Source organism: Scytonema sp. UIC 10036 (assembly GCF_009725235.1).
The window spans coordinates 20167-34940 of sequence record NZ_WJFC01000134.1; the positions used below are offsets into that span (position 1 = coordinate 20167).

The 14774-nt window shown below is 41.3% G+C and carries 10 protein-coding genes and 1 pseudogene; 7 read left to right on the top strand and 4 right to left on the bottom strand.

Going from position 1 to position 14774, the window contains the following annotated elements:
* Positions 1-117 precede the first annotated feature (117 nt).
* Complete coding sequence (locus tag F7734_RS41145; protein WP_155750175.1) at positions 118-2787, top strand: ParA family protein; 2670 nt, start codon at positions 118-120, stop codon at positions 2785-2787.
* A gap of 27 nt (positions 2788-2814) precedes the next feature.
* Here the strand turns inward: F7734_RS41145 and F7734_RS41150 are convergent.
* Positions 2815-2994, bottom strand: a pseudogene (locus F7734_RS41150) (element excision factor XisI family protein); the annotation flags it as partial.
* 410 nt (positions 2995-3404) lie between these two features.
* On the opposite strand from F7734_RS41150, the gene F7734_RS41155 reads away from it, so the two are divergent.
* The 4 genes from F7734_RS41155 to F7734_RS41170 all read left to right on the top strand — a co-directional run bounded on the left by F7734_RS41155 (position 3405) and on the right by F7734_RS41170 (position 8193).
* Positions 3405-4829, top strand: a complete 1425-nt coding sequence (locus tag F7734_RS41155; protein ID WP_155750176.1) for a DNA methyltransferase — start codon at positions 3405-3407, stop codon at positions 4827-4829.
* A 116-nt stretch (positions 4830-4945) separates the two neighbouring features.
* The gene (locus F7734_RS41160) at positions 4946-6097 is read left to right on the top strand and encodes a hypothetical protein (protein WP_155750177.1); all 1152 of its coding nucleotides are present in this window, start codon (positions 4946-4948) and stop codon (positions 6095-6097) included.
* A 4-nt stretch (positions 6098-6101) separates the two neighbouring features.
* Positions 6102-7742 (top strand): ATP-binding protein, encoded by a 1641-nt coding sequence (locus F7734_RS41165; protein ID WP_166482471.1) that lies wholly within the window; start codon positions 6102-6104, stop codon positions 7740-7742.
* A 187-nt stretch (positions 7743-7929) separates the two neighbouring features.
* Positions 7930-8193, top strand: coding sequence for a hypothetical protein (locus F7734_RS41170; RefSeq protein ID WP_155750179.1), 264 nt, complete (start codon positions 7930-7932; stop codon positions 8191-8193).
* A gap of 155 nt (positions 8194-8348) precedes the next feature.
* On the opposite strand, the gene F7734_RS41175 is transcribed toward F7734_RS41170, so the two are convergent.
* The 3 genes from F7734_RS41175 to F7734_RS41185 are packed head-to-tail and all read right to left on the bottom strand — an operon-like array spanning position 8349 to position 9198.
* Positions 8349-8624: a hypothetical protein gene (locus tag F7734_RS41175; protein ID WP_155750180.1), complete on the bottom strand. Its 276-nt coding sequence runs from the start codon at positions 8622-8624 to the stop codon at positions 8349-8351.
* Complete coding sequence (locus F7734_RS41180) at positions 8617-8817, bottom strand: hypothetical protein (RefSeq protein ID WP_155750181.1); 201 nt, start codon at positions 8815-8817, stop codon at positions 8617-8619. Before F7734_RS41180 ends, F7734_RS41175 begins: the two co-directional genes overlap by 8 nt.
* A 24-nt stretch (positions 8818-8841) precedes the next feature.
* Entirely contained in the window at positions 8842-9198 is a 357-nt protein-coding gene (locus F7734_RS41185; RefSeq protein ID WP_155750182.1) for a hypothetical protein, read from the bottom strand.
* Between the two features lie 861 nt (positions 9199-10059).
* Between F7734_RS41185 and bchH the strand changes: the two genes are divergently transcribed.
* Both bchH and F7734_RS41200 read left to right on the top strand, forming a co-directional pair.
* Entirely contained in the window at positions 10060-13863 is a 3804-nt protein-coding gene (bchH, locus tag F7734_RS41195) for a magnesium chelatase subunit H (RefSeq protein ID WP_155750183.1), read from the top strand.
* Between the two features lie 48 nt (positions 13864-13911).
* Positions 13912-14376 (top strand): cupin domain-containing protein, encoded by a 465-nt coding sequence (locus F7734_RS41200; protein WP_155750184.1) that lies wholly within the window; start codon positions 13912-13914, stop codon positions 14374-14376.
* Positions 14377-14774 lie beyond the last annotated feature (398 nt).

Here is a 14774-nt window from a genome sequence, read left to right on the forward strand (position 1 = left end):
TAATGATGAATTGCGTTACTCAGACAGTGAGGGGAAGGAAGAAGATAGTCAACGCTTTATACAAGCAGTAAAAATATTGCACCAGTTCATATTGGATAAACAAGACGAGGCGTCGTGATGAATTTAACCATATCACCTCAACAGATCGAGACGCATCTAATTAATGGGTTACAAATTCAAGACCCAGAAGTACAAGTGAAGGTGAAGCGTACTACACTGGGATGGCTAAAAATTCAAGTTATCACAAGTGTTTTTGAGGGAAATACAATAGAGGAACGTGAAAAAAAGATTGATGATATTTTAGAAGGTATAGAGATTAATCTTGGTCAATATCCAATTGCTGGTTACAACTTATTAACGCCACAAGAAGCAGCTCGCCAACCACCGGAATTTATACAGTTACCTCTTTGGTCAGATATCTTAATGGCTCCGAACGCTGACCAACCAGTTCAATTAGATGAAGACAGTCCGAAAAGTCCTTTAGTTGTTACTTTTTACTCTTTTAAGGGAGGTGTAGGTCGCTCTACTGCCTTAGGGTTAGTAGCAGGTATACTAGCAACCCGTAATCGTCGTGTAGTGATGGTAGATTTCGACCTTGAAGCCCCTGGAATTTCAGTTTTGTTTCGCTCTGATGTTGAAAATTTTAATCAAGAGCAATACGGTGTTGTAGATTACTTGTACCAACGTTATCTTACACCAGAGCAAAATTTCCCAAGCATTGAGAACTGTATTTCTCAAGTAAACTTACCAACTCGGGGTGAGCTTTTTTTAGTTTCAGTTGGAGAATATAATGAAAATTATATTCATAGATTGGCTGAATTAGATAGGCGAACTTTACAACATTTTTATACAGGTGTAACAAATCCTCCACGGCAACTGATGGAAGACATCAAAAAAGAACTAAATCCCGATGTTATTTTGATTGATGCGCGTCCTGGTTTTAATGATACAAATGCGATCGCATTATTTGATTTAGCTGATACTGCCATTATTTGCTTTTCACCTACCGATCAAAGCTTTGAAGGGCTACGTTGGGTTGTACAAGCTGTTAGTAAACAACACGATTATCAGGGTCGGCCCGACCTTCGCTTTTTACTAACACCTATGCCACCAGTTGCTGCTGAACAGCGCCAAGCTTGGATAACTAAGGTTGAGAAGTGGATTGAGGAAAACTGGGGTTTACCTATTGGTACAACCGTAGGAGAACTTTACTATGAAGTTCCATATAACCCAAACATTGTTACTTTGTCTAGTCTTGTGAATGATGTTCCCCAAAGTTTACTAAATGATTATTTGTCAGTTGCTGATGCAATTGATGCTAGCTTACCAGATATTAATTCTAACTTAGCAGCTACGATTGTTAAAAATCCTAGATTAATTTTGCATGAGTTAAGGTTTGAGGCTGCAAGGGCACAGGATTTAGAAGCAGATAGCATCCCAAACATATTCCAACGAACAGAGGATTTTCCTCAATTTTTAAACAATCGAACTTGGCTCATTCGAGGAGCCAAAGGAACTGGGAAAAGCTTGTTGTTTAGGTTGTTTGTAGAACAGCCAGAAAAAGCAAGAGATTTAGCTCAGTCTGATGTCGATTTAAGTAACGTTAACTTTATTCCAGGACACGGTGAGCCTAGACTTTTTGGACCAATTTTGGAAAGTACAGATCTCGCCAGTTTTGAACAACAGGTGGGTGAGAATAGCTGGGCTACCTTCTGGTTAAATTACGCGCTTTTGCAACTGTGTCATGCAAAACCAGATTTACGTTCACATAATGATTTTGACGAACAATTAGTAGTATTAAGCGCTCAAAATAACCCAACTCATGCTTCCATTGTTTCTTGGTTGGTCAAACGTACTCAATCGCCACAGGCTGGTCCGAAAGCTATTGATGAACTACGCGCTATTGATAACTGGTTACAAGCCAAGAATCTGCGTGTTTGGCTGCTTTATGATGAACTTGATGCAGGCTTTGGTTCTGGTCAGCAAGACTACGCTCGTCGAAGACGGGCGCTGGAAGCACTGCTTGCTTGGTGGTTGGAAAGCGGGACAGCTCTGAAACGTATTGTACCCAAAATATTTTTACGAGAAGACATTTGGGAGCAGCTAAACTTTACCAACAAAGGACATTACATAGGACGGTCACTGCAACTGCGCTGGGAGGAGGCTGATCTTTGGCGACTTGTGCTACGCCAAGCGCTTAATAGTTCTAATGCTCTAAGCCATTCTTTGGAACGACAATTAGGAGTGACAGTTGACCGACTGAATGCAATTGAATTGGAGCAATTGCGTAGAAGCTTATATCCCCTATGGGGTGAAAGAATGGGACGGGCAAAAAAAGCTTATACGTATAACTGGGTTCGTACCCGTATTGCTGATGGCCAAAAAAACTGTTTTCCGCGCAGTTTAATATTACTTTTAAAAGAGGCAGTCAAACTTGAGCAAGGTTTTTCTACAGAGTATAGCTCTGAAATTATTCTACGTCCCAAAGCATTAATTGATGCTTTTCCCTATGTTTCTGAGCAACGCGTAGATGAGGTACGCAATGAATACCCTGAGCTGGAAGAATATCTCAACAGATTACAAACTGAGCGCTCTCCTATTGATGCTAGTAGGCTAGCCAAAATATGGAATGTGACCGATAGCGAATTAGCTCTTCACATCAAAGATATGGTTGATGCTGGTATTTTTACAGAGCGTTCTCGTCCTAAAGATCCTCCCCCGCGTGTCTACGCTGTTGCTGAATTGTACTTATATGGACTGAAGATGGTTCGTACAGGGCCCCGGTAAATGAATATACGGTAGATATCTGTTATGTCAAGCAACTGCATACCCTGTATGGGGACGAACGTTAGGTGGATGAAATCCTAACACGATCCTATCTTTGGGAATTCCTGCGTCTACTAATTCATAGGTAACGCCATCTTCTGTATCGTCCCGTTGCACCCAGACTTTGCCATCAATCATCTCAATATGAACTAAACAACCGTGAATCCGCATTTTTAGGTCTAGTTTTTAGTGATCGCATAAAACTTGAGCGCCTAAAAGTTCCATTTACACAATATGCATATCCTGCATTTTATGTCAACTACTTCTACTTGACCGACGCTCTAGTACTACAACGAGATTTTAACGAAGCAGTGAATGTTGTAGACCGTGGTTCAAGAAAAAGGCGAGCGCTCAAAAACTGATAGAACCGAGGTTTGCCATCGCACCAAATTCGATCTCTCGTTGTAGTACTAGATGCAGATCAATAAAGTAGTTTCTTTTTTAGTATATATGTACTATACTGATAAAACAAAAATTAGCCAGTATAATTGGCGCAACAGAGGCGGTGTTGCCACTGCTCTTGACCTCTAAAAAAGGTAAGTAACAAAAATTCAGTTAGGTCTAATTGAGTCTAAATCATGGCTAACAACCAGTCTATTAAATTTTCCTTAGAACAACAAACTGAAGAAATGGAGCTTGAGTATCACCCCTATGTCTACCTTTTCCCCCGCTTAGGCAGACAAGAGTTTGAAGACCTTAAAAGCGATATAGCGGCAAATGGGCAAGGAATTCCCATTGCTGTTCTAGCGGGAACAAACCTTATCATAGATGGTAGACATAGATATGAAGCTTGCCAAGCGATACGAAGACCACCAAAGATTGAATATTGTACGTTAACAGAGTCTCAAATTTTATGGAAAGTTATCTCACTAAATATCAAAAGACGGCATCTCAGTGAAAGTCAAAGAGCTATGATTGCAGCAAAAATTGCCAATATAAAAAAAGGAGGCACTGGTAACAATCAGTTTGTTAAAAAAAATGAAGCAAAAGAACAAATTCATTCTTTTGCTATGCCGTCCGTGTCTCTGAAAGATGTAGCAGACAGCTTAAATGTGGGCAGAGACTCAGTTGTAAAAGCGCATTCTATACTAGAAAGCTTCCCTGATATTGAGAGTTATATTGTTGATGGCGATATTACAATTAACGATGCTCATAAAGTGAAAGACGAAATGCCTGAAATCAAACAGGAAGTTATTAAGAGATTTCGCCTGGATAGAGAAACAAGGTGCAAGACCAAGAATTTAGCCCAGTATCGCAAAGAAGTCAAGCAGGAGATTGCTAAACAGTCGCTAGAGAAAGCGGTAAACAGCGTTTTGGGCATTGAGGTTAGTGAAACCCCTCGTGTCAATTTTGGTGATGTTTGGCAGATGGGGCAGCATACGTTAACCTGCTGCGATTCTTCAACCTGGGACGCACCCAAAGCCAAACTTGCTTTTGCCGATCCTCCCTACAATGCGGGAGTGGCAGATTGGGATGTTGATTTTGAGTGGAAGCATGACTGGTTAATTGATAAAGCTGATTTAGTGGTTGTCACTCCAGGCGATGAATCATTTGCTGAGTTTCTTAGAAAAACTACTATGCCATATAAATGCATGATCGCTCACTGGATAAAAAACGGCATGAGTAAAAGTCCAATGGGGTATGGCAATCACATTATTGCTGCTGTTTTTTGTAAAGAATCAAGTCCTTACAAAGTTACGGGTAAGCGCAATCAAAACTACTCAGAAGGCATTATTGTCACTCCTGAAGTTGATGATATTAACCACCCTGGGAGAAAACCGCTTGATTACATGGTGGCTTGGATTAACCGACTAACCGAACCTGGAAACGTCGTGATCGATCCTTTTTTGGGAAGTGGAACAACATTAATTGCAGCAGAACGAACTGGCAGAATTTGTCATGGAGCGGAAATCAATCTGGAATACTGCGCTTTTATTTTAGGTAGATGGATGAAATTAAATAAAGAAATTCCAAAAAAAAACCAATTGACAGTTGACGTTTAAAAATCTACGTTGTACTCTGGCATAAATGCCCAAATAATAGAATTTTCCAACCAAAGGTTTTCAACCTATCGCAGGAGTGACAACTAAATGGTTGGACGATTTGCTATTGGTAATTTATGCCAGACAATTTAACCATTCCTGTAACTTCTCGGTTTTTCCAAGAAGTTGATAACGACTTGCATTCTAACTTTCATCCCTTGATGAAACAGTTGGAAGACGAAATTACAGCCAAAAAAGAAGACATTCGATTAGAAGCAGAAAGTAAGAACTGGATTGCGAAATTCACGGGTAATTTGATTGAAGCTCCTGTATTGGGGGTAGATGCGTCTACCGTATCCCGTGATTATGGAGAGATATCAACAGCGATCGCTGTTGGAGTAGTTAGTTCCACTTGCGATACCGAACCCAAATATTTTTATCGAGCTATTAGTGGCACGTCAAGTGAGACCTTTAACAAAGTTGCTCCTTACATCCGAGTTGCTCAAGAGCTAACAGCTTTAAAGTATGCTTGTGATTCCAGTAATTGGGTGATGTACGATGGCAGTTTTAGCTCTCTTAACATGGATTTGTGCAAGTTTGCTGCATCCATGCCAAAGGACATCACTCAGTCAATTACCGATCCTGATTTCTTAGAGTGGGAATTAGTCAAGGAGAGTTATCAACGTTGTTTGCTCAACCCTAATTCTGATTGGTTTACCATCTTTGGGCAGCCAGGAGGTAAGGGAGCACCTAAACTTATTGCTTTAAGCAAGAAGGGAATTGGCAAGATGTTCTCTAAAAGCTTGAAAGCTTTAAGTAATATCCTCAATACTGCATTTCTGCCGTCAGACAAACTAATACTGGGAATGATTTTGCAGGAAGGAGAATATACAAACCCCATCTCCTACGAACAAGCTTTTCAACAATCTCACGGTTCTAAAGTTCCAGGCTATGGCAAACCCTCCACAGGCAAAGACAACAAAAATTTAGAGACCCAGCATCAAGCAGTGGAACTTACTTTCAAAAATATGAGAATTGTCAATTTCCGCCCGTGGGGATGGTCTCCAGTGATGGCAATCCATTACAACAAGTCTGTTTGCAAGCTAGATGAAGTTTTAGGCGTTGTTGCCGCTCAAACTCTAACCAGAGGTGTTCTGGAACCAATGCCTTTGTACTTAGCCGATCTACTTTCTAAACAAGCATCATCAGTGATTCGCTTATATGGAGAGGTTAACGCTGGACGTTACCCCAATCTATTCAAAGCTTATCGAACATCTATTAGGAAATAATCTCATGGTCATAGCTACTAACCTCCATCAAGATTACGTTGCTACTGTCAACTCATACAAGCGCGGTAAATTGCACGTTACTATCTTGTCGCAAGCAAAAAATCGTAACATCTCAGGTAAGTTGTGTGAATTGCTCGTAAACTCTGACATTGGACAACAAAGGGTGTTATGTCGCATCAATCGAGTAGACATGACAAACCTAATTCATGAAAGCCTGGAGTTCCAGCAGGCAATCGCCGACCAAGGATTTTTGCGATACTACTCCGGTGAATGCGACATTTTGACAGCTGAAGTAGAAGTTATTGCCTGTATTCGAGCTAGTGACCATGCCTTTTGTGCGATCGCTTGTCCACCAAAGTCAGGAACTTTTTTAAGAGTTTTACACGGTACTGAGATCTCGGATTACCAAGTTGAAAAAACTTACCATGCGATTATTGGGCATTTACCTGACGAAGCCAATATGCCGATGTCAATCGTTAACCGCCATTTTGGTGATTGGGATTCAGGGGGATACGGGGAAGCAAAGCATACTTGCGTATTTGGTCAAAACGGTTCGGGGAAGACTGTTTTAGCTCTTTGTCTTATTGCTACTCAGCTTGCTGCTAATCCACAACAAGGATGCTTAATTCCTGATACTGCCGGAGATATCGCCAAAGGCGGCTCTCATTCTAAAGGCGACTTTAAATTTAACTTCATTGAGCTACTAGAGAAGGCAGGGCGTAGACCAGAATACATAGGTATTGAGCAAATTAGGTTAACTAGTAAAACTTCTTTCAAACAATTATTGGAACCTGTTTTGCGACGAATTCTCAATATGCACTCCGAAAAATCGGTAATGCTTGCTGAAAGGGTGGCTGAAGGGTTGTTTGAAAGAGAGGTGGATTTAGCAATTGCTCAGCCAAATCATGTTCTTGAAGCAGTCCTTGAACATATTGAATCGGTTTACACGGGTAATAAACGTAGGGAAAAGCTTGCTGAAGCACAACAGATAGCCGACAATCCTGGACAAATTCGGACTTTTTCTAACGCTTATAGATCGGGAGTCATGCAGTATTTTGAGGGCAAGTACAGCATTGATGAAATTGTTGAGGGGTTTTTAGATAAAGGACGTATAATCCTGCTCAATATGGCTACTATGTCCGAATCAGAACAACGCTTTGTTATGTACGAAATTTTTAGTAAAGTTAAGCGCAAAGCTGAGTTGGATTTCAAAATACATAGTAGAACGCGCAATGGACTAGTAGTCCTTGATGAAGGTCCGCGTTGGGCACCTCAAAGTGGTGACGATGAAGTAACTCAAGTTATTCGTGATGCTTTTAATACTACCCGTAAACTGGGAGTAGGCTGGATGATAATCTCGCAACGTATTACCGCAATCAGTAAGGATATTATTGCTCAGTGCCATACTAAATATGTTGGTCGTGGGATGGGTATTGGGGCGGACAAGGATTATCTAAAGGAGTTTTTTCGTGAGGATGGGGTGGTAATGTATGACCAGCTAAGCCTGCGAGGAGGCTTTTTTTGGCTAGCTACAGGACATCAAGTCAACTATGGTCAAGGGTCTCAATATGTTGCATTTGAAACCTTTAGTGGAGATGCCACTCAAGCAATCATTAACGCTAATCCTCAGATTTGGCAGGAATAATATTTCCATAAATAAAATTACTGCCTTACGTGCGATCGCCCTTCTTAAGTTCATACTTCTTGAAGTTATGAGAAAGTGCAATTGCACTTCCAACCCTTATACTTGGCGATTGCTCGCGCTATAACTCTAACGTAGTTCTCAGCATACGAGGGCTACACATAAGGAAACAGCCTAGATAAACCAGGCTGTGACTAAACATATCTACATCCATCCTAGCTTTATGGCTCTCGAAAACATATCTCCCAAACCACCAAAAAAGAAACTTCCATCTGGGAAGTCTGTTTACTTATTGCTGATTGCAAGTCTCACACTACCTCCAGTGATTGCTGCTATTGTGTCACCTAGCTGTAATCCAGTATCTGTGCATTTTAAGTCACCTGGCTTTAAGTATAAGTACCAGAAGGGTGCGTGCAGTAATTTACCTGAACAACAGAGAGGTAATAAGGAATAGTATTGAACATCTTGGGGATATTCATAAATGTTTGAATATCCTCTACTTCAGCAAGCCCTATGTATTGTTTTATCTAACTCCCGAAAAAATGAGCGAACTGGGAGTTAGTATTTAAAGTTAGAGTGATGATCTTACTCATCACTCTAACTAAGATTCTATTTAGTTTTATTGTTTACTTCTTCAATTTGGTTGATGAGATACTGTATTCTTTTTTCAGTCCATTCAAGGTCTTTTAACAGCTTTTGCTTATGTACTTTTGCTTCCTCTAACAAAATATTGTTAAAGTTAGGATCGAGTAATTCTTTAACATTTTTATCCATCCTCTCTTGAGTCATTCCCCTTCCTGAAACCGCATATTTTTCAAGTTCGTACAGTTCCCTTTGCCATTTTCTTATATCTTCTATACTTTCTGTTTCATTGTAGTTATTCACGGTTATTTCTCCTTCTCTCTTGTCGATTTAAAAATCTTTCTGCTGCATCTGAGGTAAGTGTCATCCAACCTGTACCATTATCTTCGATAAATCCTATCTTTTTATAGAATTCACGAACGCTTGGTACTGTTACTGCTTTTAGGATACCACTAAAACCCAAAGCTTGACTCTCTTTAACTAATTCCTCAACCAATGATGTAGCTGAACCTTTTCTTGTTTATAGTTGTGGGTATAAGAGCGTATTCCAAGGCGAGTTAGTCAAATGTTCGATTTCTAATCCTTGTAACACTTCCCCATTATCAAGATAAATATCTGTTAGTTGAATAATGCAAGCACATGCTAATAAACCTCGCTCGTCTATTGCACTCCTATAATCTTCTGGTCTACTTAATAAATAGCTATAAAGTTCTCTCGTTTTTGATACACAACTATAGAAAATAGTATTCTTAGCATTTTCTATATCCCCTTGATAGTAAAAATTGATATATTCTGTAATTTTTGCCTGCCAAAGCTGTAAATCTAATAGAATCTCTTCTTGCACACCAATTACGTATCTAAATTCATTAATTACCATAAAAATGAACGAATATTTTATTGACTTAATAATATTACTATTAATTGACCTCTACGCAAGTAGCAGTCATGTTAGTTTGATTCATAGTATTCTTTTAAAATGGTTAATAAACAAACTATTAAAGTTCCAACCTTAGACGACAGACGACAAGAGTTTTAATGGTTATCTTGCTACGCCAAAAACTACTAGCGCTCGTGGCATTATTGTTATTCAAGAAATTCTTGGTGTTCACGAAAATATAAGACAAATTGTCAACACATATGCATAAACAGCAACAGATATCTCCATTTTTCGCCTTAGAATATTGTTAATTATGATAGAATTATATACCTTCCTCTCCTAGACTTGGCTATGGTTGCTGCTGTCCTATTCCAGACTCTTCACAAACTACTGTAAAATTTTGGTTAAGCAAGGTAAGGATAAAATTATCTGAACACTGCGCTTCAATCCGGTATAAATTTAAAACGTTTGCTGGAAAATCACTTAAATTAAAAGTAACAATAATACTAGCATGGCAATGAATTGCGGCGGCGAGGACGTGTCTATCATCAGGTGATAGTCAGTCTTGTGAGCAATTTACTTAATTTGAACTGCGAAGAGAAAACAATGATGGGTAAAACTACGATTCGAGAAATGCCAAATTATTATCATATGAACTAAGAATGCGAACAAAATTCGCTACTACACAAATAAAGTCCGCCTACACGGACTAACAGAAAGTTGAAAACTTGAAAACCAGCCTACACAGGTTTTGCCTGCATAGCCGCGAATTCTCTTCGCTAAGAAAAGTATTAAAGAAGACAATTAAAAAAATCATCTAAAATAGAAAGAGAACACTAAGAAAAGCTGTGAATTTCAGGTATGAAACGGATTGTCCTGGTTGCTGGATTTGAATCGTTCAACGCTGACTTGTACCGTAAAGCAGCTTATTTGGCTACCTCTCGCGTGAATGAGTTGGATATTCGGGTGTTTAGCGATCGCGACATCACCACCAAGCGCACTGAGGTAGAAGCAGCCCTACAAGATGCTGATGTCTTCTTTGGCAGTTTGCTGTTCGATTACGACCAAGTACTGTGGTTGCGCGATCGCATCTCCGGTATCCCCATCCGCCTGGTGTTTGAATCAGCACTAGAATTGATGAGTTTAACCAAACTGGGTGCATTTGCTATTGGGGATAAGCCTAAAGGAATGCCCAAGCCAGTAAAGTTCATCCTGGACAAATTTAGTAACGGGCGAGAGGAAGACAAGCTAGCAGGTTACATTAGTTTTTTAAAAATAGGACCGAAGTTATTAAAATTTGTGCCAGTACAAAAAGTTCAAGATTTACGGAACTGGCTTATTATATATGGATATTGGAATGCAGGCGGACCGGAGAACGTCGCGGCTTTATTTTGGACATTAGCAGAAAAATACTTGGGTTTGAAAGTTGGCGATATTCCCGCACCAGTGGAAACCCCAAATATGGGGCTGTTACATCCCGACTACCCCGGCTATTTTGAATCACCCCGTCAGTATTTGGAGTGGTATCACAAGACAAGGGGACAAAGAGACAAGGAGGACAAGGTAGACAAGGTAGAATTTGCTGCCTTGTCTACCCCCTCTCCCTTGTCTACCTTGTCTCCCCCCTCTCCCTTGTCCCCAACAGTTGGAATCCTCCTATACCGCAAACACGTTGTTACAAAGCAACCTTACATTCCTCAACTGATCCGCCGTTTTGAAGAAGCAGGTATAATCCCTTTACCTATCTTTATTAACGGTGTAGAAGGGCATGTCGCCGTGCGGGATTGGATGACAACGGATTACGAAAGCGAACAACGACAGCAAGGACGCGTAGAAACTCCTTCCCTTTCTCCAGAAGCAGTTAAAGTTGATGCGATCGTTTCCACAATTGGCTTTCCCCTAGTGGGCGGTCCTGCGGGTTCCATGGAGGCTGGGCGTCAGGTAGATGTAGCAAAACGCATCCTGACTGCCAAAAATGTACCTTATATTGTCGCCGCCCCACTACTTATTCAAGATATTCACTCGTGGACGCGACAAGGTATTGGGGGATTACAAAGTGTCGTTTTATACGCTTTACCTGAATTGGACGGAGCAATTGATACTGTTCCTTTGGGTGGATTGGTAGGAGAAGATATTTATTTAGTTCCAGAAAGAGTACAGCGACTCATCGGGAGAGTGAAAAGCTGGATTAATCTCCGACAAAAACCAGTGTCTGAAAGAAAGATTGCAATTATTCTCTACGGGTTTCCTCCTGGTTACGGTGCTGTGGGAACAGCTGCATTGTTGAATGTACCGCGCAGTCTTTTGAAGTTCCTTTATGTGCTTAAAGAACAAGGTTATACGGTTGGGGATTTACCAGAAGATGGGGAAGAGTTAATTCGCTTGGTGAAAGAGGCGGATGAAAATTTTGTTTCACGCAAAGACGCAAAGGCGCAAAGAGAGGAGGAGACTTCTCTTGGCGTCTTGGCGACTTTGCGTGATGAAAAAACTCCCGTGACAGTGAATGTCAGGAAGTTAGAAAAATGGTTGGGATATCTCCGCACTTCCCGAGTTGAGAAACAATGGAAGTCTCTGACGGGAACGGGTATTAAAACTTATGGTGATGAGTTTCACATCGGTGGTGTTTGGCTGGGAAATGTTTGGATAGGCGTACAGCCACCGTTGGGATTGCAAGGTGACCCCATGCGGTTGATGTTTGAACGGGATTTAACGCCTCATCCCCAGTATGCTGCTTTTTACAAATGGTTGCAAAATGAGTTTGAAGCTGATGCTGTGGTTCATTTTGGTATGCACGGTACTGTAGAATGGTTGCCTGGTTCTCCTTTGGGGAATACGGGTTATTCTTGGTCTGATATTTTGTTGGGAGATTTGCCGAATCTATATATATATGCGGCGAATAATCCTTCGGAGTCTATTTTGGCGAAGCGTCGCGGTTATGGGGTGCTGATTTCTCATAATGTACCTCCTTATGGTCGTGCGGGGTTGTATAAGGAGTTGGTGGGGTTGCGGGATTTGATTTCGGAGTATCGCGAAGATCCGGATAAGAATTATTTGCTGAAGGAGGCAATTTGTAAGAAGATTCTGGATACGGGTTTGGAGGCGGATTGTCCTTTTGAGGATGCTAAACGTTTGGGTATGACTTTTAGTGTAGAAAATGTTCGGATGTTTAGCGATCGCGTTTTTAATGATTATCTTGTAAATTTGTATGAGTATTTGCAGGTTCTGGAGAATCGGTTGTTCTCTTCTGGGTTGCATGTTTTGGGGGATGCGCCTGGGGAGGGGGAGTTAGCTGCGTATTTGGAGGCTTATTTTGGGAATGAACCGCAGAGGCGCGGAGGACACGGAGAGGAAGAGGAGAGGTTGATTAGAGGGTTGTTGGGTCAAACGACTGATGAGTTGACGAATTTGTTGCGGGGGTTGAATGGGGAGTATATTCTTCCTGCGCCCGGAGGGGATTTGTTGCGGGATGGTGCTGGTGTTTTGCCTACAGGGAGGAATATTCATGCTTTAGATCCTTATAGAATGCCTTCGCCTGCTGCTTTTGAGCGGGGACGGGAAATTGGGCAAAAAATTATTGCTCAGCATCTTCAAGAACATGGGGTGTATCCGGAGACTGTGGCGGTGATGTTGTGGGGTTTGGATGCGATTAAGACTAAGGGAGAATCTTTGGGGATTCTTTTGGAGTTGGTGGGTGCGGAGCCGGTGAAGGAGGGGACGGGGCGGATTGTTAGGTATGAGTTGAAGTCTTTGGCGGAGGTGGGACATCCGCGTATTGATGTTTTAGCTAATTTGTCGGGCATTTTTCGGGATAGTTTTGTTAATATTATTGAGTTGTTGGACGATCTGTTTCTTCGGGCTGCTGGGGTTGAGGAACCGGAGGAGCAAAATTTTATTAGAAAGCATGCTCTTGCGTTGAAGGCGCAAGGGGTGGAGAATGCATCGGCGAGGTTGTTTTCTAATCCTGCGGGTGATTTTGGTTCTTTGGTTAATGATAGGGTAGTTGATAGTAATTGGGAATCTGGGGATGAGTTGGGGGATACTTGGAAGGGTCGCAATGTGTTTAGTTATGGGAGACAGGATAAGGGTAAAGCTAGACCGGAGGTTTTAACTCAGCTTTTGCAGAGTACCGGTCGCATTGTTCAAGAAATTGATTCTGTGGAATACGGTTTGACTGATATTCAGGAGTACTATGCTAATACGGGGGGTTTGAAGAAAGCTGCGGAAAAACAGCGCGGTAAGAAGGTGACAACGAGTTTTGTGGAGAGTTTCTCGAAGGACACGACACCTCGAAATTTGGATGATTTGTTGAGGATGGAGTATCGGACTAAGTTGCTGAATCCAAAATGGGCGGAAGCCATGGCGAGTCAGGGTTCGGGTGGTGCTTATGAAATTTCGCAACGGATGACGGCGTTGATTGGTTGGGGTGGTACTGCGGATTTTACGGATGATTGGGTATATGACCAAGCTGCTGATACTTATGCTTTAGATGGGGAGATGGCAGAGAAATTGCGTCAGGCAAACCCGGAAGCGTTCCGCAATATTGTAGCAAGGATGTTAGAGGCAAATGGACGGGGTTTCTGGCAACCCAGCGAGGAGAAGTTGCAGAAGTTACGCGAGTTGTATGAGTTGACGGATGAAGAATTGGAGGGAGTGAGTAATTCGTAATTCGTAGTTGTACTTTATAATTGCAAATTGTGAATTACAGTATTGGGAATGAAGAAAACATTTAAAAAATGGTTATATTTAGGATTAGCAGCTTTTATGCTGATAATGTTGTGCTCTGTTTCATCTTGGGCAAGAGAAGGTAACTCAGAGTACAAGCAAGATGTGAAACTGACACAGTTACTTAAAAGTATGACGACTACAATTGGGCAACCAATTGAATATTCCAAGATTAAGAAACCAGAAGTAACGGCTCTGAAAGTCGAAATTCCACCAGGAAAAGAAACGGGTTGGCATAAGCATCCTTTTCCTGGATATGCATATGTACTTCGGGGAACTGTAACACTAGAGATTGAAGGGAATAAGCAATTTAGATTTGAGCCAGGTAGCGCATTTGTCGAAGTACTTAATACACTACACAATGGGAAAAATTTAGGAAATGAACCAGTGACGATTCTAGTATTTTTTACTGCTGAGGCTGGACAACCTTATACAATACGTGCCAACAAAGAGTAAGTAGTTGTGTCATCCCGTAGTTCCTCAATAGGGGTAACATGATGGTGATGATTGGAACAACAAAGCTGCTTTCTTTGATGATTTCGGACTCCACGATGGCGGTAATAAGAGCGGCGGTTGTGGCAGTACTTTGGATTCCAGCATCCATCGCCACTTTCTCCATGTTTTTGCTGTGCTTCGAGCGAACTCAGTTTTGAGCAAAGCCGACATTTTTTATATAGAAGAGGATATAATTTATAGCGATCGCATTTATGGAGCTTCGGCGTGAGTATCTTGACGCTAGATATATCTCCTGTTGGGAACTTAACGGAGGATACTTTCTACGAATTGGTGAAAGCGAATCCAGAAATGAAGTTTGAATGTACAGCATCTGGAGAACTCGTCATCGTGTCGCCAAC